The organism is Streptomyces sp. JLSY215 (assembly GCF_059682825.1).
On sequence record NZ_CM185022.1, the window covers coordinates 5,166,216 to 5,190,246 of the forward strand.

Below are 24,031 nucleotides of genomic sequence, written 5' to 3' on the forward strand. Positions count from 1 at the left end.
ATCCCGACCCGCTTCTTCCGCAGATCCGCAGATTCCGCAGCGGGCCCGGCCCATCTCTTTCCCAGCATTTTTTCCCGGCATTTTCCGACGAGTACAAGGACGAGGACAGACGTGCCTACCGGCAAGGTCAAGTGGTTCAACAGCGAGAAGGGCTTCGGCTTTCTCTCCCGCGACGACGGCGGCGACGTCTTTGTGCACTCGTCGGTACTGCCCGACGGCGTGGACGCACTCAAGCCCGGCCAGCGCGTCGAATTCGGCGTGGTCGCCGGTCAGCGCGGCGACCAGGCGCTGACCGTGACGCTCCTGGACCCCGCGCCCTCGGTGGCGGCCGCACAGCGCCGTAAGCCGGACGAGCTCGCCTCGATCGTGCAGGACCTCACCACGCTGCTGGAAAACGTCACCCAGCAGCTGGAGCGCGGCCGCTACCCCGACAAGGCACACGGCGCGAAGATTGCCGGAATGCTCCGTGCGGTGGCCGACCAGCTGGACGTCTGACCTCACACACAATTCAGCGCATCGCGGCCGAGGGGCGGTACGAGCCCCTCGGCCGCGGCGCGGGTGAGCAGCCCGCGCACCGCGGCATAGCCGTCCTCGCCGAGGTCGGCGGTGAATTCATTGACGTACAGCCCGATGTGCTGGTCCGCGACGGCCGGGTCCATTTCCTGGGCGTGCTCCAGGACATAGGGGCGGGAGGCCTCCGGGTCGTCCCAGGCCATCCGTACGGAACTGCGGATCGCCGCCGCCAGAGCGCGCAGCGCCGGCTCGCCCAGCGACCGCTTGGCGATGATCGCGCCGAGCGGGATCGGCAGGCCGGTGGTGGCCTCCCAGTGCTCGCCCATGTCGGCCAGGCAGGCGAGCCCGTAGTTCTGGTAGGTGAAGCGCGCCTCGTGGATGACCAGGCCCGCGTCCACCTTGCCGTCGCGCACCGCCGGCATGATCTCGTGGAACGGCAGCACCACGATCTCGCCCACACCGCCCGGCACTTCGGCGGCCGCCCACAGCCGGAACAGCAGGTAGGCGGTGGAGCGTTCGCTGGGCACCGCGACCGTTTTGCCCGTCAGGTCGGCGGCCGTGCCCCGCTCCTTGGTCAGCACCAGGGGCCCGCAGCCGCGCCCGAGCGCGCCGCCGCACGGCAGCAGCGCGTACTCCTCCAGGACCCAGGGCAGCACGGCGTAGGAGACCTTCAGCACATCGAACTCGCCGCGCTCGGCCATGCCGTTGGTGATGTCGATATCGGCGAAGGTGACCGCGAGTTCCGGCGCGCCGGGGACCCTGCCGTGCGCCAGGGCGTCGAAGACGAAGGTGTCGTTCGGGCACGGCGAGTACGCGATGTTCAGCGGCCGGGTCTCGGTCACGGGTTCCTCCTCGGAAACGGTGCACAGGCTGCGGGCAGCGTGCGGAAGGCGGCGGTCAGGGCGGCGAGCGCCTCGCCGATCCGCCAGGCGGCGCGGTCGCGGGGCCCGACGGCGTTGGAGACCGTACGGAGCTCCAGCACCGGCACGCCGTGCGCGGCGGCCGCCTCGGCGACCCCGAAGCCCTCCATCGCCTCGGCCAGCACCCCCGGATGACGGGCCGCCAGCTCGGCGGTGCGGGCGGCGCTGCCGGTGACCGTGGAGACGGTGAGCACGGTGCCCGCCGTGCCGCCGGCCGCCGCGGCGACGGCCTTGACCAGCGCCGGATCGGGGCGGTGGGCCACCGTCCCGAAACCGAGGTCGGTGACCGGAACGAAGCCGTCGGGGGTCTCGGCGCCCAGATCGGCGGCAACGATCGCGTCCGCGACCACCACCGACCCCAGGGGCGCCCGAGGCGCGAAGCCGCCGCCGATACCGGCCGAGACGACCAGGCCGTACGGCTCGCCGGCGAGCGCGGCGGCGGTCAGCGCGGTGGCCGTGCCGGCGGCCGCCGCGGCGGGGCCGACACCGGCGGCCAGGACGTCGAGCGGCGGGGCCTGGGCGGCGGGCCGCTGCGCCCGGTGCAGGCCGTATCCGCCGGGCAGCGCCGCCACGTCGTACGGCCCGGACGCGGCACACACCGCGTCGCGCTCGGCGGCCACCGCGGTGACGACCAGGATGCGCATCAGGCGCTCCGTGCCGTGCGTGGCCGGTTCCCGGTGCCGGTCAGCGCCGGTCAGTCCTTCTGCTTCAGCGTGAAGTGGAAGATGGCCGAGGGGATCTGGCCGCCGCCCTTGGGGTACTCCGCGACCTGCAGGGTGACCTTGTCGACGTTGATGATCTGCTGGGTCTGCGGGTCCTGCTTGATGAACAGCTTGCTGCTGTCGAGCGTGCGGTAGGTCTGGCGGGTCTTCGGCACGGTCTGGCCGCTGTCACCGGCGAACGCGAGCCAGCCGTTCTCGGCGATGTCCGGCTCCACGCCGATGCGCACCTTCTCGCCGGGGCTGACGGTGATCGTCTTGCCGCCCTCCTTGGAGATGCAGGCAGTGAATTTCACCTTGTCGAGGGGCTTGCCGTTGCCGTCGCAACCGGGAGTCGCCTCGGCCGACACCGTCGAGTCGCCGGCCGTCACGGTCACGAGCGCGGTCGGCTTCTCACAGGCGGAGAGGGTGAGGAGGCCCAGGGACACGGCACCAATGGCGGCAGCGGCGCGGCGGCCCTTGCCCCAGGAGATCAACGCAGCGGTCATACGGGCAGGCTATCGGGCGCTTCGGCCCACGCCACGCGCGGGTACGGCGTGCCGCGCCGGACGGGCCACCAGGGCCCGCCGGCCGGTCCACCCGGACGCCCGGCCGGGCCACCTGGACCCGCCGGTCGGACCACCCGGCCCTGCCGGTCAGACCACCCGGGCCTGCGCCGTGCCGCCCCGGCGGGCCGCGCCGAGCAGCCCCCGTACGGCCAGCGCCGCCCCGAGTGCCACCAGCCCCGCCGCCACCGACAGGCCCACCATGCCGACCAGCGGCAACGAGATGCCGATGGCGCCGCCCACCACCCACGACATCTGCAGCGCCGTCTCCGACCGGGCGAACGCCGAGGTCCGTACGGCCTCCGGCACATCGCGCTGGATCATGGCGTCCAGCGACAGCTTGGCCAGCGCCTGGCAGAGCCCGGCCGCGGCCGCCGCGGCGGGCACCACGACGATCGCGATCACGTTGTAGAACACCGCCGCGAGCACCGTCGCGCTCAGCGCCAGCCCCAGCACGGCCGCGATGATCGCCTCCGGACCGCGCGCTTTCAGCCACGCGCCCACCGCCGTTCCCAGCGCATTGCCGCCCCCGGCCGCCGCCACCACCAGCCCCAGCGACGTCGCCGGGCCCAGCCCGCCCAGCGGATGCTCGCGCAGCAGGAACGCGAGGAAAAACGTCAGAAAGCCGGACAGCGACCGCAGACAGGCGTTGGCCTGCAGGCCGTGCAGCACCGACGGCCCGACCGTACGCAGCCCCGGCTTGGGCGGCCTGGCGCCCGACACCTCGACGGTGTCCCGGGACGCCAGCCGCGCCCGCCGCTCGCCCTTCGCCGAGTCGACCTTGTGCGGCAGCGAGAACGACAGGAACGTACCGGTCGCAAAGACCACGAACGCCCCGTACAGCGGCCAGCTCGGCCCGATCAGATGCAGCCCGGCACCGGCCGGCGCCGCCACCCCGGTCGCCAGCAACCCCGCCAGCGTCACCCGGGAATTGGCCTTGACCAGCGAGATCCGCGGCGGCAGCAGTCGCGGCACCACCGCGCTGCGCACCACCCCGTACGCCTTCGACGCCACCAGGACCCCCAGCGCCGCCGGATAGAGCTCCAGCCCGCCGCTCGCCACCGCGCCCGACATCGTCAGCGCCAGCAGCGCCCGCGCCAGCATCGCGCCCGCCATCGCCGCCCGGCGGCCGTGCGGCACCCGGTCCAGCAGCGGCCCGATCACGGGCGCGAGCAGGGCGAACGGCGCCATCGTCACCGCCAGGTACAGCGCCACCCGGCCGCGCGCCTGATCCGTCGGCACCGAGAAGAACACCGTCGAGGCCAGCGCGATCGTGATCATCATGTCGCCCGCGGAGTTCACCGCGTGCAGCTCGATCAGCTTGCTCAGACCGGATTCGCCCGCGCCGTGCGCACGGGTCGCGCGGCGCACCCCCCGGGCCGCCCCGGTGAACGGTGTACACAGCGCGCGGCCGGCCGCCCGGCCCGCCCGGCGGGCCCGGTTGCCTGAGTCCCCGCCTGTTCGGCCGGCCACCTCGTCATATTGCCCCAACTCGCCCGGGAGATGACGCTTTCACCGCCCTGCCGCGCGGGGCGCAGCGGCCTCTGCGAGCAGCCGCTGACATTTGCCGCTCCCGCCGAGGGGTCGTACACCGTTGAAGGGGTAGCGTGTGTAGCGCGCCACCGGCGGTCGTTTTTGGCCGCGTGCCTCGTTGCTATCCCTCAGAATGGGACGTAAGAGGTGCGCTCGACCGAAACCGATCGGGCGCGGACGTCGACGCGGTCCTCTGGTCCGCTCCGCCCGCCCCGGCCCCGCCGGTCGTCCGGACAGACAGGACAGCCTTGGCTGGCGCACTCGTGAGACGGCGTGGAAGAGAGAATCGATTCTTGTGAGTGCTGCGATGCGAAGCCGGACCCCTGACCGTCTGTGCGCCGAGGCGGTCGACCTTGCCCGGGCGGCGGCGGAGGAAACCGCGCTTCCCGGAATGGTCGGCGACCACATCGATGCCGTCGCCGACGCGGACCGTGTCGTCACCCATCTCTTCGCCTGCAACGAACCCGGCTACCGGGGCTGGCGCTGGGCCGTGACGATCGTCCGGGCCTCCCGCGCCAAGACCGTCACCGTCGACGAGTCGGTCCTGCTGCCCGGACCCGACGCGATCCTCGCCCCCGAATGGGTCCCCTGGAGCGAGCGGCTGCGCCCCGGCGACATGGGCCCCGGCGATCTGCTGCCCACCGAGGCCGAGGACCTGCGCCTGGAGCCCGGCTACTCCGGCGAGGACGGCCCGCCGCCGAACTCCGTGGTCGCCGAGGGCATGGCCGCCGACGTCGCCGACACGGAGGAGGCCGACGTCGTCGAGGGCTCACCCGCGACCCAGCCCCTCCCCACGCGCGGCGGCATCGCCTCCGTCGCCGAGGAACTGGGCATGCGCCGCGCCCGCGTCCTCTCCCGCTATGGCCTGCACGCCGCGGCCGACCGCTGGGAAGAGGCGTACGGAGCCAAGACCCCGATGGCCCAGGCGGCCCCCGCCACGTGCATGACCTGCGGTTTCCTCACCCCCCTCACCGGCTCGCTGCGCCAGGCCTTCGGCGTGTGCGCCAATGAGTTCGCCCCGGCGGACGGCCGGGTCGTCTCCCTCGCGTACGGCTGCGGGGCGCATTCGGAGGCGGCCGTCATGCCGGCACCGCCGCGGCCGGCCGCGCCGGTGGTGGACGAGACCGTCGTCGAGCCGCTGTCGCTGCGTCCGGAGCCGGGCGGGTCCGTGTCGGACGCGGGGCCGGCGGAGGAGCTGGGCCACAGCTAGGCGGCTGCCGCCGGTTTGGGCCCCACGTTGTCGGGTTTCCCGCCGTGGGGGTGCGCCCGCCTTCGGCGGGCGTGGGTGGGGGTTGGCCGTGGCGGTCGTTGTGTGCGTGTGGGGTGGGTGCGGCGGCAGGCCTCCAGGACTGCGTCCCTACGGCCTGACGCCTCCCGTACGTCGTCGACCTCCGGCCGGGGGAGGGAGGTACAAGACGGGCCGCCCGCTGAACCTCTCAGGCCGGCTACAGCGGACCTCACCCCCCACCCCGGGGTGGCCGCGAAACGGCCGGGAGGGGACGGGCCGTAGGGACGAAGTCCTGGAGGCCCGGCACCGCACCCACCACCCTGGCCCGCGGCCAACCCCGCCACCTCCCCCGATCCCGCCGAAGGCGGGTCCAGAACAACAGACGAGGCACGGCGCCGCACTCGGCAACGTGGGGCGAACCCAGGAGGGTAACGTCTGGCCCAGCAGGACCACCTCAAGGGAGACGAACACGTGGCTGGTACGTCGTGGGTACGGGGCGTCGACGAGGGCGCTGACCCGTTCGGGACCGCGCGGCAGCGCCGCGGCGTACTGGACGCCTGGGCCGCGTCGCCCGCCCGTTTCCGGGAGGACGCCAACGCCGAGGAAGACCTCGCGCTGGGCGGCTATCGCGACCGCCTCGTCGTCGAGCTGGCGCAGAACGCCGCCGACGCGGCCGCCCGCGCCGGCGTCCCCGGCCGGCTGCGGCTGACCCTGCACGCCGCCGACGACACCGAATCCGCCGTCCTCGTCGCCTCCAACACCGGCGCCCCCCTCGACGCCACCGGCGTCGAATCGCTGTCCACGCTGCGGGCCTCCGCGAAGCGGGAGAGCAGTGTGGCGGCCGGTGCGGTCGGCCGGTTCGGCGTCGGGTTCGCCGCCGTGCTGTCCGTCAGCGACGAGCCCGCGCTGGTGGGCCGTACCGGCGGCGTCCGCTGGTCGCTCGCCGAGGCCCGCGCGCTGACCCAGGAGGTGGCCGCGCACAGCCCCGGCCTGGGCGGCGAGCTGCGCCGCCGCGACGGCCATGTGCCGCTGCTGCGCCTCCCGCTGCCCGCGGAGGGCGGCGCGCCGGAGGGCTACGACACCGCCGTGGTGCTGCCGCTGCGCGACGGCGCGGCGCAGGACCTCGCCGAGCGGCTGCTGGCCGGCGTCGACGCGGCCCTGCTGCTGACCCTGCCGGGCCTCTCCGAGGTCGTGATCGAGACCCGGGACGGCGTACGGGAGCTGAGGCGCCGCCAGGACGGCGATTACGTTCTGATCGACGACAGCGAGCGGGGCGCCACCCGCTGGCGGGTGGCCACGGACGGCGGCCCGCTGGAGCCGGCGCTGCTCGCCGACCGGCCGCTCGAGGAGCGGCTGCGCCCCGTGTGGTCGGTGACCTGGGCGGTGCCGGTGGACGCGGAGGGGGCGCCGGTGCGTCCCTCGACCGCCGCCGTGGTGCATGCGCCGACCCCGACGGACGAGGCGCTCGGTCTGCCCGCGCTGCTCATCGCGTCGTTCCCCCTCGAACCGACCCGCCGCCATGTCGCCGCGGGACCCCTGGCCGACTTCCTGGTGGAGCAGGCCGCCGTCACCTACGCCTCCCTGCTGCGCGACTGGCAGCCGGTCTCCGTCGGCACCCTCGACCTCGTACCGGGCCCCCTCGGCAAGGGCGGCCTGGACGGCGAACTGCGCCGCCAGGTGCTGGAGATGCTGCCGCGGGTGCGCTTCCTGCCGAGCGCGGGTACGCCCCAGGAGCCGGCGGAGGCGCCCGAGTGGGACGGGGAGGAGGACACCGCCGAGCGCTATGTCCTGCGCCCCGTGGACGCCGAGCTGCTGGAGGGCGCCGGCGCGGCGACCGTCGGCGTGCTGTCCGAGCTGTTCCCCAGCCTGCTGCCGGCGGGTCTGGAACGGCGCCCGGAGCTGCGGGCGTTGGGCGTGGCGCGGGTGCCGCTCGGCGAGATGGTGGACCGGCTGGCGGGCGTCGAGCGGGCGCCCGGCTGGTGGTGGCGCCTGTATGACGCGCTGGCCGGTACGGACCCGGACCGGCTCAGCGGACTGCCGGTACCGCTCGCCGGGTCGGGCGGGCGGGAAGCGGACGCCGCGGCCGGGCAGGGACCGGGCGGCGCGAGCGGCGGCGTACGGACCACGATCGGACCCCGGCAGGTCCTGCTGCCGCTGCCCGGCGGCGGCCCCTACGAGAACGGCGACACCGAGGCCCGGCACCGCACCCTCGCCCGCCTCGGCCTCAAGGTCGCCCACCCCGATGCCGTACACCCCCTCCTGGAAAAACTGGGCGCCACCCCGGCCTCCCCGCGCGCCGTGCTCACCACTCCCCAGGTGCGGGCGGCCGTGGAGAACTCCCTCGACGCCGATGAGGACGCCTTCGACCTCTTCGCGGACGAGCTGGGCGGCGGCATCGGGGCGCCGCTCGGCGCCGAGGAGCTGGCCGAGGCGGTCCTCGGCCTGGTCCGCGACGCCAACCTCGCCCCCGGCGACGAGCCCTGGCTGGCCGCCCTGGCGCTGCCGGACGAGGACGGCGAGCTGGCCCCGGCCGGGGAGCTGGTCTTCCCCGGCAGCCCCTTCGAACGCGTCATCCGGGAAGGTGAACTCGCGGCTTGCGACGCCGAGTTGGCCGACCGCTGGGGCGAGCAGCCGCTGACCGCCGTCGGCGTCCTGGCCGCCTTCGCCCTCGTCCGCGCCGCCGACGTCGTCCTCGACCCGGACGAACTGGAGCCGCGCGACGGGGACTTCGCCGAACCCGACGACCCGGGGCTCCTCGACGCCGTGGACGTGTGGTGCGAGGACATCCTCGACGGCCTGCCCGGGACGCCGGTCCCCCCGGTCGTCACGGAGCTGGTCGCCGTGCGCGATCTCGACCTGGTCGACGAGGACTGCTGGCCCCAGGTCCTCGCCATGCTCTCCCAGCCACCCCTGCGCGACGCCCTGACCACCCCCGTACGGGTCCTCCTCCCCGACGGCACCACGGAGTCCGTACGCCCCTACACCGCCTGGTGGCTGCGCGGGCACCCCGTACTGGACGGCCGCCGCCCCGCGGGCCTCCGCGCGGCCGGCGGCGACCCGCTCCTGTCCGGCCTCTACGAATCCGCCGACGCCGGCGAGGTCGACGACCAGGTCCTGCGCGCCCTCGGCGTCCGTACGTCCCTCACCGCGCTGCTGGACGAGCCGGGCGGCGCGGCGGAACTCCTGGCCCGCCTCACGGACCCGGACGCGGCCGTCGGCGCGGCCCAACTGCACGCCCTCTACGGCGCGTTGACCGACCTCGACCCCGACGACGTCACCCTGCCCGACGAGCTGCGCGCCGTGGTCGGCGGCGAGATCCAGGTCGTGGACGCGGGCACCGCACTGGTCGCCGACGCCCCCGACCTGATGCCGCTCGCCGCCGACCTCCCGCTCCTCCCGGTCCGCCCGTCCCGCGCCGCCGAACTGGCCGAACTCCTCCAGGTCCGCCGCCTGAGCGAGGCCGTCACCGCCGAGGTCCGGTCGGAGGGCGTCCGGCACGACGTCCCGGAGCCGGTGCGCGTGCTGCTCGGCCCCGCCACTCCCGCCTCGTACATCGAGCACGAGGCACTGGTGCTGGCGGACGGCACGGAACTGGACTGGCGCTGGACCCCCGACGCCACCTTGCACGCCGCCACCCTGGAAGGCGTCGCCGCCGGCCTCTCCTGGGCCGCCGCCCAGTGGCCCCGCCGCTTCGAGGTCGCGGCCCTGCTGGAGGACCCGGAGCGGGGGGAGGAGCTGGCGGAGGCACGGTGGTTCGACTGACCGGAGGCCGGTCAGGCGTGCCTAGGCCCCGCCGCACGTTGACGGGGCCCGCTGTCCGCGCGGGGGGCGTCAGTCGGAGCTGAACTTCTTCACCAGCGCCCAGACGACGACGATCAGGCCGATGCCCAGGATCAGCCACTCCCACCAGTCCATGACGCCGTCGCTGGTCCCGTGACTGCCGCCGTAGTGGTGGGAGTAGTGGTGGTGACCGCGGGCCAGGATCTCGTACGCCGAGTCCCCCGAAATGAGCTTCATGGGGACGGACCATAGGGGCAGCGGGGCGGGGGCGCCAGCCTTGCGGGCGGGCGGTCGGCAGGTCTGCACATTCCCCGACCTCGACGACGGTGATGGAGTCCGGCCCGCCGGCCGGGCGAGCAGAGCCGGAGCGGCGTCCGGGTGCGCCGTGGGGGTGGCGGAGCGGGGCCGGACCGGGGCCGGGCCGGGTCCCGTTCGTACGGGATGCGCGGCGAGATTCCGTACGGGTCACATGACGAGATCGCGTACGGGTTCCCTGACTATTTGCACGGGGCCCAGGACGAGAAGATCAAGAAAAGTCGGGGCCTGAACCAGCAGCGATTTTCCGCCAATTCCCGCCAATAGGAATATCTCTGACTCCCCTTAGAGCGTTTGTTTGCCCTCTCCTTGCGCCTCCTTGAACAGCGTCTGATGGGCTGGCCGGAGACGCTACTGAGGGGGGGATCAGTATGGCGATCGAGCTGCCTGAGCAGGTGGTGTCGTTCCTTCAGTTCATCGGGGTGAACTGGCCGAACATCGACGAGGACAAGGTCCGCGAATTCGGCTCTCACGTGCGGGATTTCGCGCAGAAGCTGGATGACACCCACAAGGAATCCACGGCCACGGTCAAACAGCTGGAGGACGTGTATCAGGGCGCGTCGTACGAAGCCCTGCTGGCCAAGTGGGGCCAGATGTCCGACAGCCATATGACGGAGCTGGTCAATGCCTGTCACACGGTGGCGACGGCTCTGGATATCGCGGCGGACACGATCGTGGCGATGAAGGTGGAGGCGATCGCCGAACTGACCGTGCTGGCCATCACGTTCATCGCCGACCAGGCCGCGGCCGTCGCCACCCTCGGGATCGCAGAAGCGGCCGAGGCGCTGGTCGTCGAGGCCGCCGAGAAGCTCATGGACTACCTGGTCCAGCAGCTGGAGCAGTACATCATCGGCCAGGTCATCGAGGCGGCCATCGACCCACTGGTGGAGACGGTGGGCAAGGCGGTGGGCGGCCTGGTCTTCCAGGCCGCCGAGTCCGCCCTCGGTGTCTCCGCGGGCGGAGGCGGGGGCAGCGCGGGGGAGAGCTTCTCGATCCACCCGGAGGCGCTGCACGCACGCGCGGAGAAGATGCACGGCCATGCGCGGATGGTGGCCGGGCATGCCGCGGAATTCGAGACGAAGGCTGCGGGGGCGAGCTTCGAATGAGCAATCCGATCGTCAAGGCGCTGGAGCACGCCGCCGAAAAGCTCGGCACGACGCTGGGCAAGGATGCGGGCAAGGCGGTCGAGGACCTGTACCACGGGACGGGTCACCGGATGAAGAAGGTCGCAGCCAACCACGCCGAGAACGAGGCCAAGCAGGCCGAGGCATTCGGCAAGCACCTCAAGGGCAGCAAGGAGGACATGCCGCACGCGCCCAACGGCACGGGCGGCGGCGGCCGGCCGGGCCGTGGCGAATCGGGCGGTGGCCGGTCCGGCGGGGCCCATGAGGAAGCCGGAGCCGGCAACGCGCACGACAAGACCCGCAAGGATGAGACGAAGGAGACGGAGGGCACAGACCCGGTCGACCTGGCCACGGGCAAGGTGTTCCTGGCCCAGACCGATATCTCCCTGCCCGGTGCCCTGCCGCTCGCCTTCACCCGTAAATACGAGTCCTCGACCCGCATCGGGCGCCACATCGGTCCATCCTGGTCCTCCACCATCGACCAGCGGCTGGAAATCGGCACCGAAGAGATCATCTTCGTCACCGAGACCGGAATGCTGCTGCGCTACCCGGTCCCGGGAACCGGCGAACGGGTACTCCCCCGGCACGGCCCTCGCTGGCCCCTGATGCGCACCCTCCAGGACGACTGGGCCGTCAACGACCCCGAGACCGGGCACACCCGCTACTTCAGCGACGCCCTGCACGCCCCCGGCATCGCGCTGCCCGACGAGATCACCGACCGCAACGGCCACCGGATCACCTTCGACTACGCGGATGAGACCGGCATCCCGTACGCGATCCGCCACAGCGCCGGCTACGAACTCAAGCTGACCTGCGACGAAGAAGGCCGCCTCACCGCACTGCACTTGGCCGGTGCGGCCGAGGACGGCTCCGACCAGTTGATCCGCTCGTACGGACACGACGAGGACGGCAACCTCACCACCGTCACCAACTCCACCGGCGCCGTCACCCGGTTCGAGTACGACGCCGACCACCGCATGACCGCCTGGGTCGACTCCAACGACTCCCGCTACGAGTACACCTACGACCCACGCCATCGCTGCACCGCCCAGTCCGGCGCCGAAGGCCACATCGCCAACCGATTCATCTACGGCGACGTCGACCCTGAAACCGGGCACCGGACAACCACCCACACCAACGGTGAAGGCTTCCGCACCCGGTACCTGATCAACGACCGCCTCCAGGTCATCGCGGTCACCGACCCGCTCGGCAACACCACCCGCACCACCTACGACGCCGCCGACCGGCCTCTGGCGATCACCGATCCGCTGGGTGTCACCACCCACTTCACCTACGACGACGGCGGACACCTCGTCTCCGTCGTCGGCCCGGACGGCACCACCAGCACCGCCACCTACACCGACCTGGGCCTGCCGGCACATGTCATCGGCCCGGATGGCCATTCGGTCCGCCAGGAGTACGACGCCAAGGGCAACCGGACGTCCGTCACTGACCCCGCAGGCAACACCAGCCACTTCACCCACGACGCTCTTGGCCACCTCGCCACGGTCACAGACCCCCTCGGCAACACAACCCGCATCGAGTGCGACGCTGCGGGTCTCCCGTGCACCGTCACCGACCCGCTCGGCTCCGTCACTACCTTTCACCGGGATGCCTACGGCCGCACCACTTCCGTCACTGATCCTCTCGGCAACACCACCCACTACCAGTGGACCCCGGAAGGCCACCTTGCGGCCCGCCTCAACCCGGATGCGACGACGGAATCCTGGACCTACGACGGCGAAGGCAACTGCACCACCCACACCGATTCCCTGGGCCAGGTCACCACCTTCGAATTCGGCCACTTCGACCAGCTGAAGGCGCGCACTGACCCGGACGGTGCACGTCACGAGTTCATCCATGACACCGAACTCAAACTGATGAAGGTCGTCAACCCTCAGGGTCTGACATGGCGGTATGAGTACGACAACGCCGGGCGCTTGATATCCGAAACGGACTTCGACAACCGCACCCAGACCTACACACTCGACGCAGCCGGCCGACTGACCTCACGCACCACAGCACTCGGCCACACGATCCGCTTCACCCACGACGCGCTGGGCCGCATAGTCACCAAGGACGTCGACGGCGAGCTCACCACCTTCAGCTACGACGCAGCCGGGCGACTGGCCCAGATCATTGCCCCTGACAGCGAACTCATCCAGAGTCACAATGAGTTCGGTCAACTCCTCGCCGAGACGGTGAACGGCCGCACCACCACATTCACCTATGACACTCTCGGGCGCCGCATATCTCGCACCACGCCCACCGGCGCCCTGAGTCAATGGACCTACGATGCAGCAGGGCGGTGCACCAGGCTTGACGTCTCCGGCCGCACCGTGGCTTTCGAACACGATGCGCTAGGGAAGGAGGTTTCTCGCGCCCTTGGCGACCTCGCCTTCGCCAACCAATTCGATGCCGTGGGTCGACTCACCGACCAGCACGTCACATTTGCCTCCGAAACCCTCCAACACCAGGCCTATACCTACCGCGCGGACGGTTACCTCACTGGTATCGACGATCATCTCGGCGGTGTTCGCCGCTTCGAACTCGATAAGGGCGGCCGGGTCACCACTGTCTCCGCCCGCAACTGGACCGAGGCCTACGCGTACGACGCAGCCGGAAACCAAACACACGCCACCTGGCCGGATCGCCACCCGGTCCCCGAGGCTCGGGGCGAGCGCACCTACACCGGCACCCGCGTCAATCATGCCGGAGCTATCCGTTACGAATACGACGCGGCTGGCCGCACCACCGTCCGCCAGAAGATCCGCCTCTCCCGCAAGCCTGATACATGGCGTTTCGCTTGGGATGCGGAAGACCGTCTGACTGCCTGTACCACCCCCGACGGCACCTGCTGGAAGTACACCTACGATCCCCTCGGCCGCCGTACTTCGAAACAGCGCTTCGCCGGAGATCAGCAAACCGTCCTAGAGCGGGTGGACTTCACCTGGGATGGTCACAGACTCTGCGAACAGACCGGCGGCGGCATTGTTCTCACGTGGGATCACCAGGGCTTTACCCCGCTGATCCAACGGGAACGCAAGCTAAACGACTCGGATCCGCTTGTGATGCCGCAGTCGGAGGTCGATGAGCGCTTCTTCGCCATTGTTACCGATCTCGTTGGCAGTCCTACTGCGCTCGTCTCGGAAACCGGAAACATTGCTTGGCGCGCCCGGTCAACCCTCTGGGGAGCCACGCAATGGAACCGCGAAGCCACGGCGTACACACCACTGAGATTCCCGGGGCAGTATTTCGATCCGGAGACATCGCTTCACTACAATTATTTCCGGCATTGTGATCCGGTAACGGGGCGATACCTGTCACCAGATCCGTTGGGTCTGGCTCCATCCGATAATCCGGTCGCTTATGTGCGCAACCCGTTGGCGGCATTCGACCCTCTCGGACTTGCGCCTTACGAGGGCGAGCGTCCAGTATATCTGTTCAAGGCTCCTCAGAAAGGATTGGGGCAGCATCAGAAGGACAACGGGTACCTACCGGAGGACTTCCCCGGAGGGAAAAATCATCCGTCAGGGATGGACGGGTGCGCATATTTCGCAAAGAATGACGCCGATATGGTTTACAACAAATACGCAAAGTTTTACGGTGAAGGCCTGATTGAGATAGAAATACCCGCCGAAGACTACAGGCGCTACTTCCAGAAACATGAAAGGCCGTATGAGGGTGGGCCGATTATGGAAGTCCCGATTCCGCACGAAGATCTAGCACAATTGAACACGTACCCGAGAACTTGGCACCGGATATGAAAGAGGTTCGTCACGGATGATTGATGATCACGCATGGGGAGAGGTGAAGCGGCATCTCCCGTTTGGTGCGCGCGCGCAAGGATCTGTCGTTCGGCACAGCGGATTTGGCTTCTTCGTGCGACTTGCCGAATTTCCCGATGTCGCTGTCGTGGTTGACGCTGGATCCTATCTCCCCAATGGGAAAATGGCATCTCGAGAGGAATGGCCGGATATAGGAGACCTGATTGAAGGAGTTGTCGTGGATCATGTCGAGCATAACCATGAAATTAAACTCCGCGTAGAGCCGGTATAGCTCTACGGCTCTCAGGGGCCTGGAGGCTGGGCAAGGTTGAATTGATCAAGGCTTCAAGGCGAGATCGATCCGCTGCCCTCTGGCTCAACCGGTTGCGGACATCCTCGGCGAAGCAGTGGGCGCCTAAGTTGGGACATTGCGGAGGCGAGCTCGGTGTCGCCTGTGCGGGCCGACGTCCGTAACTCGCTTGCTCCCCATCGCTCAACAGGCGCTCAAGCCGGGAGCAGGAAACCGAAAGGCGCGGCCCAATGTGTGGAGCTGGGCCGCGCCCCTGGGGTGAGCGGCAGGTGCGTCAGGTCAGTTCGTGAACTTCTTGACCACGCTCCAGAGGATGGCGATCACGCCGATGGCGAGGATCACCCACATCCACCACTCCATGGTGCCGTCGCCGGTGCTGGAGTAGGTGCCGCCGCCGCCGTGGTGGTGGCCCCTGGCCAGGATTTCGTACTTCAGGTCCCCCGCATTGAATGTCATGGGCATGAACCCTAGGGGGAGGTGAGCGGAGTCGCCAATTCCTCAGGCGGGGAAGCGGCGGGCGACCCAGCGCCAGGTGATCTCCAGCAGTACGGCGGCGACGGCGGCGATGGCGACGGCGGTCCAGGGCATGGTCGTGCCGACGAGCTTCAGGTCGAAGAAGCGTTGCAGCCAGGGTGTGGCCAGGACGATCACAAAGCCCAGGGCCATGCACAGGACCAGGGCGATCCGCCACCAGGTGTAGGGGCGGGCGATGATCACGAGGACCCACATGGCGGCGAGGAAGAGGGTCAGGGTGGCGGCGCTGGTTTCCGCGGGGAGGGCGTTCGGGCCGGTGTAGTAGCCGCGGGCCAGGAGGTACGTGGCGAAGGCGGCGGCGCCGGTGATCAGGCCGGAGGGGATGGCGTAGCGCATGACACGGCGGACGAAGTGGGGGCGGGCGCGTTCCGTGTTGGGGGCGAGGGCCAGGAAGAAGGCCGGGACGCCGATGGTGAGGGTGGACAGCAGGGTCAGGTGGCGGGGCAGGTAGGGGTAGGGGATTTGGCAGGCGGCCACCAGGATCGCCAGGAGGACCGAGTAGACGGTCTTGGTGAGGAAGAGGGTGGCCACCCGGGTGATGTTGCCGATGACACGGCGGCCCTCGGCGACGACCGAGGGGAGGGTGGCGAAGCTGTTGTTGAGGAGGACGATCTGCGCGACGGCGCGGGTGGCCTCCGAGCCGGCCCCCATGGCGACGCCGATGTCCGCGTCCTTGAGGGCGAGGACGTCATTGACGCCGTCGCCGGTCATGGCGACGTTGTGGCCGTCGGACTGCAGGGCGGCCACCATGTTGCGCTTCTGCTGCGGGGTGACGCGGCCGAAGACGGTGCGCCGGCCGAGGACGGTGGCCATGTCGGCCGGATCGGCGGGGAGGCTGCGGGCGTCCACGGGGGCGTCGGCTCCCGGCAGGCCGAGTGTGCCGGCCACCGCGCCCACCGACACCGCGTTGTCGCCGGAGATGACCTTGGCCTGGACGCCCTGGTCGGCGAAGTAGCGCAGGGTGTCGCGGGCGTCGGGGCGCAGGCGCTGTTCGAGGACGACGAGGGCGGTGGGGCGGACCGCCGCGGTGACCTCGGGGTCGTCCAGGGCGTGGTCGGTGGCGGCCAGGAGGAGCACGCGCAGGCCCTGGGCGTTCAGCGTGTCGATGTCGGCCAGGGTCCGGTCGCCCGAGGGCAGGAGGACATCCGGGGCGCCCAGGAGCCAGGTGGTGCGGTCGCCGTCGGGGGTGACGAGGGAGGCGCCGCTGTACTTGCGGGCGGAGGAGAAGGGGAGGGTGTCGGCCGCGGTCCAGGTGGTGTCGGTGGCGGGGTAGGCGTCGATGATGGCCTGGAGCGAGGCGTTGGGGCGGGGGTCGCAGGCGCCCAGGGCGGCCAGTACCCGGGTGACGTACGGCTCCTCGGCGCCGTTCCGGGGGCGGATTTCGCGGACGTCCATGCCGCCCTCGGTGAGGGTGCCGGTCTTGTCCAGGCAGACCACATCGACCCTGGCCAGGCCCTCGATGGCGGGCAGTTCCTGGACCAGGCACTGCTTGCGGCCGAGGCGGATGACGCCGATGGCGAAGGCCACGGAGGTGAGCAGGACCAGGCCCTCGGGGATCATCGGGACGATGCCGGCGACCATGCGGCGGATGGCTTCGTCGGCGGGGAGCCCCAGCGTGAGCAGGTGGCTGAGGATGAGGCCGAGGGCGGTGGGGATCATCATCCACGTCACGTATTTGAGGATCTGGCTGATGCCGGTGCGCAGCTCGGAGTGGACCAGCGTGAACCGGCTCGCCTCCTCCGCGAGCTGGGCCGCGTAGGCCTCGCGGCCGACCTTGGTGGCGGTGAAGGCACCGGCGCCCGCGACGACGAAGCTGCCGGACATCATCGGGTCGCCGGGCTTTTTGAGGACCGGGTCGGCCTCGCCGGTCAGGAGCGACTCGTCGATCTCCAGGCCGTCGGTCTCCAGGGCCTCGCCGTCCACGATGATCTTGTCGCCGGGGCCGAGTTCGAGGACGTCGTCGAGGACCACCTCGGACGTGGGGATCTCGGCGGCCACTCCGTCGCGGCGTACGGTCGGGCGGGCCTCGCCGATGACGGCCAGGTTGTCCAGGGTCTTCTTGGCGCGCAGCTCCTGGACGATGCCGATACCGGTGTTGGCGACGATGACGAAGCCGAACAGGCCGTCCTGGATCGGGCCGACGACGAGGATGATCGCGAAGAGCACGCCGATGATGGCGTTGAACCGGGTGAAGACGTTGGCCCGGACGATGTCGGCCGTGGAGCGGGAAGAGCGCACGGGCACGTCGTTGATCTCGCCCCGGGCCGCTCGTTCGGCGACCTCGGCGGCGGTCAGGCCGGGGTGCGCGGCTTCGGGGACGGGGCGGCGGGCGGGGGCCTCGGCACCGGGGCGCCCGGCGGCCGGTCCGGGGCCGCCTCCGGGCCCGTCCTCGGGTCCGTCGACCTCGGCTCTCGCCCGGTGCGTCATGTCCCCGACGTTACGGGGGGAATGTCCGGTTCACCTGCCGGGGCGGGTGCCGGTGGGCCCTCAGACGGGGTCGCTCGCCGCGTCCCGCTTGAGTGCGGCGTCGCGCTTGATGGCGGCATCGCGCTTGCGGACGTACCAGATGCCGAGCAGGCCGAGGCCGGCGCCGGCCAGGCAGGTCCAGATCAGCCAGGCGCGGTCGTGGTCGGCGTACCAGCCGTAGAAGGGGAGCTGGCCGAGGAAGAGCACGAACCAGATGATGGTGCCGCCGGTGATCGTGCCGACGACGGGACCTTCGAGGGGCGCCGGGGCCTCGCGCAGTTCGGACTTCTTCCACATGGGGGTCAGCTTACGGGGAGGGCGTATGTCCCCAGGCGCGGGCCGGTGCCCCCAGGGTCGGGCCGGACGCCACAAGCATCTACGCGCGGAGATAGCGATCAACGGATTGTTTATTCATACTGAACCTTTCTGGGTCTGGCGGGTTTGAATCGTTGATTCATCCAAGCTGATCCGGTTGATTGTGTTTATGTCCCTGGCCCTGTCCCTGCTCGCGTTCCGGGCTGTTGGGCCACTGCGCCTGATTCAAGGCCCGTCCGACTGAGGTCCCGCATGTCCCCCTCGGCCACCACGCCGGTCGACATTCTCAAGAACCCGGCTCCCGAGCCGCCCAAGAACGGCTTCGACCGCTTCTTCAAGATCTCCGAGCGGGGGTCGACGGTGAGCCGCGAACTCCGCGGCGGTCTGGCGACCTTCTTCGCGATGGCCTACATCATCGTGCTGAACCCGATCATCCTCGGTGCCGGTGTCGATAAATTCGGCCACCACCTCGACAACGGTCAGCTGGTCACCGCCACGGCGCTGATGGCCGGTCTGAGCACCGTCCTGATGGGCCTGATGGGCAACGTCCCGATCGCCATCGCCGCCGGCCTCGGCATCAATGCCGTCGTCTCGCTCCAGCTCGCCCCCAAGATGAGCTGGCCGGACGCGATGGGCATGGTCGTGCTCGCCGGTCTGGTGCTGATGATCCTGGTCGCCTCGGGCCTGCGGCAGCGGGTGATGGACGCGATCCCCGGCGGGCTGCGCCGGGCCATCGCCATCGGCATCGGCCTGTTCATCTCGCTCGTCGGCCTCGTCGACGCCGGCTTCGTGACCCGCAACCCGGACGCCGCGCACACCACCGTGCCGCTGGGCCTGGGGCAGGGCGGCCAGCTCCAGGGGTGGCCGGTGCTGGTGTTCGTGCTCGGTCTGGTGCTGATGTTCGTCCTGACCGTGCGCAAGACCAAGGGCGCCATTCTCATCGGCATGGTGACGATGGCGGTGGTCGCGATCATCATCAACGCCGTCGCCGACATCCCGGACGCGGCGTGGGGGCTGGCCGTCCCGAACGTCCCGGAGAAGATCATCGGCGCCCCGGACTTCGGTCTGATCGGCCACATCAGCCTCTTCGGCGGCTTCAAGGAAGTCGGCGTGCTGACCGGCTGCCTCTTCGTCTTCACGGTGCTGCTGTCCGGCTTCTTCGACGCGATGGGCACCATCATCGGCGTCGGCGAGGAGGCCGGGCTGCTGGACAACGAGACCGGCAACCTGCCGAACATGGGCCGGATCCTGATGGTCGACGGCATCGCGGTCGCGGCCGGCGGCGCGGGCTCCGCCTCCGCCAACACCTGCTTCGTGGAGTCCACGGCCGGTGTCGGCGAGGGCGCGCGGACCGGCCTCGCGAACCTGATGACCGGCGGGCTCTTCCTGCTCGCGCTGATCTTCACGCCGCTGGCGACCGTCGTGCCCTCGCAGGCCGCCACGCCCGCGCTGCTCGTCGTCGGCTTCCTGATCCTGGCCTCGAACGTCAAGGACATCGACTGGGGCGACTTCACCGTCGGCATCCCGGCGTTCCTGACGGTGATCTCGATGCCGTTCACGTACAGCATCACGAACGGCATCGGCATCGGCGTGCTGTCGTACATCCTGCTGCGCACGGCGACCGGACGGTTCAAGCAGATCCCGTGGCTGCTGAACGTGGTCGGGCTCTGCTTCCTCGTCTACTTCCTGCTGCATCCGATCGAGCAGGCGCTGGGCGTCAAGTAACCAACGGCGGCCGCCTCACAACGGCGGCGCCTCGTAGAACCGCTCCGTCTCGTCGACCGACGACTGGAAGCGTTCGTCGAAGTCATCGCGGATGAGCGTCCGGACCACATAGTCCTGGACGCTCATTCCGCGTTTTGCGGCGTGCTGCCGAATGCGCTCCAGCAACTCCCCGTCCACGCGCACGCTGAGCACTCTCGATCCCATGAGGACACGGTCCCGGTGCGAGCCGCTCAGGCGGGCGGATTTCGGCCGCGTCCTCACCCGAATGGGTGAGTGAAGGGGGAAATCGGGGGGCGCTTCGCCGGGTCCCGCCCACGGCTTTACTTAGAAAAGGTAATGAGTTATGCTAACGACCATGCCGGAACTGTCCAGCGGCGACGACGCTGCCGCCGTGAACGCTCTGCGGTCCGCCGTGATGCGCCTGTCCCGCCGTCTCAAGCACCAGCGGGTCGATGAATCGCTGAGCCCCACCGAGATGTCGGTGCTCGGCACCCTCGCCCGGTGCGGCCGCGCCACGCCCGGCGAGCTGGCCCGCAAGGAGCATGTGCAGCCGCCGTCGATGACCCGCATCGTGGCGATGCTGGAGGCCAAGGGCCTGGTCCGGCTCGAGGCGCACCCCGACGACCGGCGTCAGAAGGTCGTCACGCAGACGGAACAGGCCGAGGCGATGCTCGAAGAGAGCCGCCGCAAGCGCAATGCCTGGCTCGCCGAGCTGGCCGCCGGGCTGGACGATGACGAGTGGGCAAAGGTACGGGCCGCAGCTCCCGTGCTGGACAAGCTCGCACAGCTGTAAAACCCCAGGCCGAGGAGGCGAAGCCACTTTGAGTACGGGATCCGGAGCACACTCCGCCCCCGCACCGAACTCCCACCACGACACGGTTTCCGACGACGCGACCGCGACCGCCCCGGGCAGCACAGCCGCCCCGGGTATCGCCGCCGGCCCCGCCGCCACACCGCGCAAGGGCACGTTCAGTTCGCTGAGGATCCGCAACTACCGCCTCTTCGCCACCGGCCAGGTGGTGTCCAACACCGGCACCTGGATGCAGCGCATCGCCCAGGACTGGCTGGTGCTGAGCCTCACCGGCTCGTCCGGCGCCGTCGGCATCACCACCGCGCTGCAGTTCCTGCCGATGCTGCTCTTCGGCCTGTACGGCGGCGTGATCGCCGACCGCTTCGCCAAGCGGAAGCTGCTGCTGGCCACCCAGGCCGCCATGGGGCTGACCGGCCTCGCCCTCGCGGTGCTCACCCTCAGCGGCCACGTGCAGGTCTGGCACGTCTACCTGGTGGCCTTCCTCCTGGGCCTGGTCACCGTCGTCGACAACCCCTGCCGGCAGGCCTTCGTCTCCGAGATGGTCGGCCAGGCGGATCTGCGCAACGCCGTCAGCCTCAACTCCGCCAACTTCCAGTCCGCCCGGCTGATCGGACCGGCCGTCGCCGGTGTGCTGATCACGGCCCTCGGCAGCGGCTGGGCCTTCCTGTTCAACGGCCTGTCCTTCCTGGCGCCCATCATCGGCCTGCTGATGATGCGCACGTCCGAGCTCCACAAGGCCACCTCCGTCCCGCGCGGCAAGGGCCAGCTGCGGGAAGGCCTGCGCTACGTCTCCGGGCGCCCCGAGCTGATCTGGCCCATCGTCCTGGTCGGGTTCATCGGCACCTTCGGCTTCAACTTCCCGATCTGGCTGACCGCGTTCGCCGCCCAGGTCTTCCACGCCGGGGCCGGCACGTACTCCCTGTTCAACGGCCTGATGGCGGCCGGCTCGCTGATCGGCGCGCTGCTCGCCGCCCGGCGCGCCACCTCCCGGCTGCGGCTGCTGGTCGGCTCGGCGCTGATCTTCGGCGCCCTGGAGGTGGTGGCCGCGCTCTCCCCGTCGATCTGGGTCTTCGCGGCGCTGCTCGCCCCCATCGGCGTCTTCGGCCTGACCATCAACGTCACCGCCAACTCCAGCATCCAGATGGCCACCGATCCGCTGATGCGCGGCCGGGTGATGAGCCTGTTCATGATGGTCTTCGTGGGCGGTACGCCGCTCGGCGCGCCGCTGGTCGGCTGGGTCACGGACACCTTCGGGGCCCGTATCGGCTTCCTGGCGGGCGGTCTGGTCTCGGCCGCGGCCGCGGCGGCCATCGGCCTGATCCTCGCCCGGATGGGCGGCCTGCGGCTGAAGATAGACCTGCGGCGGGGGAAGCGGCATGTGGCGTTCGTGGCACGGAGCGTGCCCGGGGCCCGGGAGTCCGGTGCGGCCGGGGAGACCGGTGAGGCCGGTGAGACCGTGGAGTCCGCGGAGGACGGGGCGTCCCGGGAGGCCGGGGAAGCCGACGCGAAGCGGGTCGCCGTGACGGCGTGAGATGCCGTATACGGAGGGTCCCCGGCCGCCGCCTGGGCGAGACTGGCAGGTATGAGACTCTTCGCCGCCGTGCTGCCCCCCGACGCCGTCATCCATGAACTGGCCGACGAGGTGGCGCGGTTGAAGGCGCTGTCCGGAGCCGACCGGCTGCGCTGGACCGGACAGGACGGCTGGCACTTCACGCTCGCCTTCTACGGGGAGGTGGCGGACGAGGTGCTGCCCGACCTCCAGGAGCGGCTGGCGCGGGCCGCGCGGCGGCAGGAGCCGTACGAGCTGCGGATCGCGGGCGGCGGACGGTTCGACGAGCGGGTGCTGTGGGCGGGCGGCGAGGGCGGGCTGACGGTCATGGGCAAGCTGGCCGACTCGGCCGAGGCGGCCGGGCGGCGGGCCGGTCTGACGGCGGCCGCGCACCGTACGTACCGTCCCTACCACCCGCATCTCACGCTCGCCCGCAACCGCAGCGACCAGCGCCTCGCCCCGTTCGCGGCCGGGATGGACGGCTTCGAGGGCACGGCGTGGACGGTGCGGGAGCTGGCGCTGATGCGCAGCCATCCGCCGCAGCCGGGCATCGCCGGCCGCCAGCCGCATTACGAGAAGCTGGCGTCCTGGCCCCTCGGACACTGACCGGGGCCGGGCCGCCGAAGCGCCCGGATCCGGTCCGGTTACGCTCATTGGGTGGACCCCAAAACCCGTAACCGGATCATGTCCGGGCTCTTTGCCGTGCTGCTCATCGTGGTGATCGTGGCGGCGGCCGTGCGCTAGCCAGGGCCTGGCCGGGCGCCCGGCCGCCGAGGACGTTCCGGCCGCCGGGCGCGTGCGCTCACCAGGCGAAGGCCTCCGGCGACGGGCCGGGGCCCGGGAAGATCTCGTCGAGGGACGCCAGCAGCTCCGCGGGCAGCGTCAGCTCGACGGCGCGCAGCGCGGAGGCGAGCTGTTCGGTGGTGCGCGGGCCGACGATCGGGCCCGTCACCGCGGGCCGGGTGAGCAGCCACGCCAGCGCGAGCTCGCCGGGCCGCAGACCGTGCTTGTCGGCCAGGTCCTCGTACGCCTGGACCTGCGCGCGGACCGCGGGGTCGGCCAGCATGTCGGCGGCGCGCCCGGAATTCGTCCGGCCGGCGCCGCCCTCCTGCTCCTTGCGGAGCGCGCCGCCGAGCAGCCCGCCGTGCAGCGGGGACCAGGGGATGATGCCGAGGCCGTAGCCCTCGGCCGCCGGGATGACCTCCATCTCCGCGCGCCGCTCGGCGAGGTTGTAGAGGCACTGTTCGCTGACCAGACCGTAGGAACCGCGCCGCCGGGCGCTCTCGTTGGCCTGCGCGATGTGCCAGCCGGCGTGGTTGGACGACCCGGCGTAGAGGATCTTGCCCTGCTGGACGAGGACGTCGATGGCCTGCCAGATCTCGTCCCAGGGCGTGTTCCGGTCGACGTGGTGGAACTGGTAGAGGTCGATGTAGTCGGTGCCCAGCCGCTGGAGGCTGGCGTCGACCGCGCGCCGGATGTTCAGCGCCGAGAGCTTGTGGTGGTTGGGCCAGACCTGATCGCCGTCGGCGCCCATGTTGCCGTAGACCTTGGTGGCCAGCACGGTCCGGTCGCGGCGGCCGCCGCCCTTGGCGAACCAGGAGCCGACGATTTCCTCCGTACGGCCCTTGTTCGCGCCCCAGCCGTAGACGTTCGCGGTGTCGACGAAGTTGATGCCCGCTTCGAGTGCGGCGTCCATGATCGTGTGGCTGTCGGCCTCGTCCGTCTGCGGGCCGAAGTTCATCGTGCCGAGGACGAGTCGGCTGACCTGGAGTCCGGTGCGTCCGAGCTGCGTGTACTTCATGGCGTTCAGCCAACGCCTTCGAGTGCGCTCGAATCAAGCGGGCGTTCCGCCGGTCCCGGTCCCGCGCCGCCGCCGC

At 70.5% G+C, this 24,031-nt stretch carries 20 protein-coding genes; 9 read left to right on the top strand and 11 right to left on the bottom strand.

Annotated elements, in window-relative coordinates; genetic code table 11:
• Positions 1 to 111: 111 nt before the first annotated feature.
• Positions 112 to 495, top strand: coding sequence for a cold-shock protein (locus AC5677_RS23290; protein ID WP_046926517.1), 384 nt, complete (start codon positions 112 to 114; stop codon positions 493 to 495).
• Between the two features lie 2 nt (positions 496 to 497).
• On the opposite strand, the gene AC5677_RS23295 is transcribed toward AC5677_RS23290, so the two are convergent.
• The 4 genes from AC5677_RS23295 to AC5677_RS23310 all read right to left on the bottom strand — a co-directional run bounded on the left by AC5677_RS23295 (position 498) and on the right by AC5677_RS23310 (position 4,188).
• Complete coding sequence (locus AC5677_RS23295) at positions 498 to 1,355, bottom strand: 1,4-dihydroxy-6-naphtoate synthase (RefSeq protein ID WP_497189853.1); 858 nt, start codon at positions 1,353 to 1,355, stop codon at positions 498 to 500.
• Entirely contained in the window at positions 1,352 to 2,077 is a 726-nt protein-coding gene (locus AC5677_RS23300) for a futalosine hydrolase (protein ID WP_497189854.1), read from the bottom strand. The genes AC5677_RS23295 and AC5677_RS23300 overlap by 4 nt, the downstream gene beginning before the upstream one ends.
• 50 nt (positions 2,078 to 2,127) lie before the next feature.
• Positions 2,128 to 2,640 (bottom strand): hypothetical protein, encoded by a 513-nt coding sequence (locus tag AC5677_RS23305; protein ID WP_497189855.1) that lies wholly within the window; start codon positions 2,638 to 2,640, stop codon positions 2,128 to 2,130.
• Positions 2,641 to 2,787: 147 nt separating this feature from the next.
• A complete protein-coding gene (locus AC5677_RS23310; RefSeq protein WP_497189856.1) occupies positions 2,788 to 4,188 on the bottom strand; it encodes an MFS transporter in 1,401 nt (466 codons plus the stop codon).
• Between the two features lie 349 nt (positions 4,189 to 4,537).
• Here AC5677_RS23310 and AC5677_RS23315 point away from each other — a divergent pair, with 349 nt between their 5' ends.
• Together AC5677_RS23315 and AC5677_RS23320 are read left to right on the top strand one after the other, a co-directional pair.
• On the top strand, positions 4,538 to 5,440 hold the full coding sequence (locus AC5677_RS23315) for a DUF3027 domain-containing protein (RefSeq protein WP_497189857.1): 903 nt from the start codon (positions 4,538 to 4,540) through the stop codon (positions 5,438 to 5,440).
• Between the two features lie 489 nt (positions 5,441 to 5,929).
• Positions 5,930 to 9,220, top strand: coding sequence for a sacsin N-terminal ATP-binding-like domain-containing protein (locus tag AC5677_RS23320; RefSeq protein WP_497189858.1), 3,291 nt, complete (start codon positions 5,930 to 5,932; stop codon positions 9,218 to 9,220).
• A gap of 69 nt (positions 9,221 to 9,289) precedes the next feature.
• Here the strand turns inward: AC5677_RS23320 and AC5677_RS23325 are convergent, their stop codons facing one another.
• On the bottom strand, positions 9,290 to 9,475 hold the full coding sequence (locus tag AC5677_RS23325; RefSeq protein ID WP_497189859.1) for a hypothetical protein: 186 nt from the start codon (positions 9,473 to 9,475) through the stop codon (positions 9,290 to 9,292).
• Between the two features lie 449 nt (positions 9,476 to 9,924).
• On the opposite strand from AC5677_RS23325, the gene AC5677_RS23330 reads away from it, so the two are divergent.
• Both AC5677_RS23330 and AC5677_RS23335 read left to right on the top strand, forming a co-directional pair.
• Entirely contained in the window at positions 9,925 to 10,659 is a 735-nt protein-coding gene (locus tag AC5677_RS23330) for a WXG100-like domain-containing protein (protein WP_497189860.1), read from the top strand.
• Complete coding sequence (locus AC5677_RS23335) at positions 10,656 to 14,444, top strand: DUF6531 domain-containing protein (RefSeq protein ID WP_497189861.1); 3,789 nt, start codon at positions 10,656 to 10,658, stop codon at positions 14,442 to 14,444. The genes AC5677_RS23330 and AC5677_RS23335 overlap by 4 nt, the downstream gene beginning before the upstream one ends.
• A 10-nt stretch (positions 14,445 to 14,454) precedes the next feature.
• Here AC5677_RS23335 and AC5677_RS23340 read toward each other — a convergent pair whose 3' ends face one another.
• The 4 genes from AC5677_RS23340 to AC5677_RS23355 form a co-directional block, all read right to left on the bottom strand.
• On the bottom strand, positions 14,455 to 14,700 hold the full coding sequence (locus tag AC5677_RS23340) for a hypothetical protein (RefSeq protein ID WP_497189862.1): 246 nt from the start codon (positions 14,698 to 14,700) through the stop codon (positions 14,455 to 14,457).
• Between the two features lie 333 nt (positions 14,701 to 15,033).
• Positions 15,034 to 15,210, bottom strand: a complete 177-nt coding sequence (locus AC5677_RS23345; protein ID WP_497189863.1) for a hypothetical protein — start codon at positions 15,208 to 15,210, stop codon at positions 15,034 to 15,036.
• A gap of 42 nt (positions 15,211 to 15,252) precedes the next feature.
• Entirely contained in the window at positions 15,253 to 17,715 is a 2,463-nt protein-coding gene (locus AC5677_RS23350) for an HAD-IC family P-type ATPase (protein ID WP_497189864.1), read from the bottom strand.
• A 60-nt stretch (positions 17,716 to 17,775) separates the two neighbouring features.
• Positions 17,776 to 18,051, bottom strand: a complete 276-nt coding sequence (locus tag AC5677_RS23355; RefSeq protein ID WP_497189865.1) for a DUF2530 domain-containing protein — start codon at positions 18,049 to 18,051, stop codon at positions 17,776 to 17,778.
• A gap of 270 nt (positions 18,052 to 18,321) precedes the next feature.
• Here AC5677_RS23355 and AC5677_RS23360 point away from each other — a divergent pair, with 270 nt between their 5' ends.
• The gene (locus AC5677_RS23360; RefSeq protein WP_497189866.1) at positions 18,322 to 19,794 is read left to right on the top strand and encodes an NCS2 family permease; all 1,473 of its coding nucleotides are present in this window, start codon (positions 18,322 to 18,324) and stop codon (positions 19,792 to 19,794) included.
• 15 nt (positions 19,795 to 19,809) lie between these two features.
• Here the strand turns inward: AC5677_RS23360 and AC5677_RS23365 are convergent, their stop codons facing one another.
• Entirely contained in the window at positions 19,810 to 19,998 is a 189-nt protein-coding gene (locus AC5677_RS23365; RefSeq protein ID WP_046926506.1) for a ribbon-helix-helix protein, CopG family, read from the bottom strand.
• A gap of 151 nt (positions 19,999 to 20,149) precedes the next feature.
• On the opposite strand from AC5677_RS23365, the gene AC5677_RS23370 reads away from it, so the two are divergent.
• From AC5677_RS23370 to thpR, 3 genes are read left to right on the top strand one after another with little or no spacing between them, the layout of a single operon-like run.
• Positions 20,150 to 20,587, top strand: a complete 438-nt coding sequence (locus tag AC5677_RS23370) for a MarR family winged helix-turn-helix transcriptional regulator (RefSeq protein WP_497189867.1) — start codon at positions 20,150 to 20,152, stop codon at positions 20,585 to 20,587.
• Positions 20,588 to 20,615: 28 nt separating this feature from the next.
• Positions 20,616 to 22,136, top strand: coding sequence for an MFS transporter (locus AC5677_RS23375; RefSeq protein WP_497189868.1), 1,521 nt, complete (start codon positions 20,616 to 20,618; stop codon positions 22,134 to 22,136).
• 51 nt (positions 22,137 to 22,187) lie between these two features.
• Positions 22,188 to 22,760 carry an RNA 2',3'-cyclic phosphodiesterase gene (gene thpR, locus AC5677_RS23380; RefSeq protein WP_497189869.1) on the top strand — a complete coding sequence of 191 codons (573 nt, stop codon included), beginning with the start codon at positions 22,188 to 22,190 and terminating at the stop codon, positions 22,758 to 22,760.
• 196 nt (positions 22,761 to 22,956) lie between these two features.
• Here the strand turns inward: thpR and AC5677_RS23385 are convergent, their stop codons facing one another.
• Positions 22,957 to 23,955, bottom strand: a complete 999-nt coding sequence (locus AC5677_RS23385; protein ID WP_497189870.1) for an aldo/keto reductase — start codon at positions 23,953 to 23,955, stop codon at positions 22,957 to 22,959.
• Positions 23,956 to 24,031 lie beyond the last annotated feature (76 nt).

What these genes read in the sequence shown, in the direction of transcription:
- AC5677_RS23300 (WP_497189854.1), bottom strand. Translation starts at nt 2,077, where the DNA reads ATGCGCATCCTGGTCGTCACCGCGGTGGCCGCCGAGCGCGACGCGGTG.
- AC5677_RS23305 (WP_497189855.1), bottom strand. Translation starts at nt 2,640, where the DNA reads ATGACCGCTGCGTTGATCTCCTGGGGCAAGGGCCGCCGCGCCGCTGCC.
- AC5677_RS23315 (WP_497189857.1), top strand. Translation starts at nt 4,538, where the DNA reads ATGCGAAGCCGGACCCCTGACCGTCTGTGCGCCGAGGCGGTCGACCTT.
- AC5677_RS23325 (WP_497189859.1), bottom strand. Translation starts at nt 9,475, where the DNA reads ATGAAGCTCATTTCGGGGGACTCGGCGTACGAGATCCTGGCCCGCGGT.
- AC5677_RS23330 (WP_497189860.1), top strand. Translation starts at nt 9,925, where the DNA reads ATGGCGATCGAGCTGCCTGAGCAGGTGGTGTCGTTCCTTCAGTTCATC.
- AC5677_RS23335 (WP_497189861.1), top strand. Translation starts at nt 10,656, where the DNA reads ATGAGCAATCCGATCGTCAAGGCGCTGGAGCACGCCGCCGAAAAGCTC.
- AC5677_RS23340 (WP_497189862.1), bottom strand. Translation starts at nt 14,700, where the DNA reads ATGCTCGACATGATCCACGACAACTCCTTCAATCAGGTCTCCTATATC.
- AC5677_RS23345 (WP_497189863.1), bottom strand. Translation starts at nt 15,210, where the DNA reads ATGACATTCAATGCGGGGGACCTGAAGTACGAAATCCTGGCCAGGGGC.
- AC5677_RS23350 (WP_497189864.1), bottom strand. Translation starts at nt 17,715, where the DNA reads ATGACGCACCGGGCGAGAGCCGAGGTCGACGGACCCGAGGACGGGCCC.
- AC5677_RS23355 (WP_497189865.1), bottom strand. Translation starts at nt 18,051, where the DNA reads ATGTGGAAGAAGTCCGAACTGCGCGAGGCCCCGGCGCCCCTCGAAGGT.
- AC5677_RS23360 (WP_497189866.1), top strand. Translation starts at nt 18,322, where the DNA reads ATGTCCCCCTCGGCCACCACGCCGGTCGACATTCTCAAGAACCCGGCT.
- AC5677_RS23365 (WP_046926506.1), bottom strand. Translation starts at nt 19,998, where the DNA reads ATGGGATCGAGAGTGCTCAGCGTGCGCGTGGACGGGGAGTTGCTGGAG.
- AC5677_RS23370 (WP_497189867.1), top strand. Translation starts at nt 20,150, where the DNA reads ATGCCGGAACTGTCCAGCGGCGACGACGCTGCCGCCGTGAACGCTCTG.
- thpR (WP_497189869.1), top strand. Translation starts at nt 22,188, where the DNA reads ATGAGACTCTTCGCCGCCGTGCTGCCCCCCGACGCCGTCATCCATGAA.
- AC5677_RS23385 (WP_497189870.1), bottom strand. Translation starts at nt 23,955, where the DNA reads ATGAAGTACACGCAGCTCGGACGCACCGGACTCCAGGTCAGCCGACTC.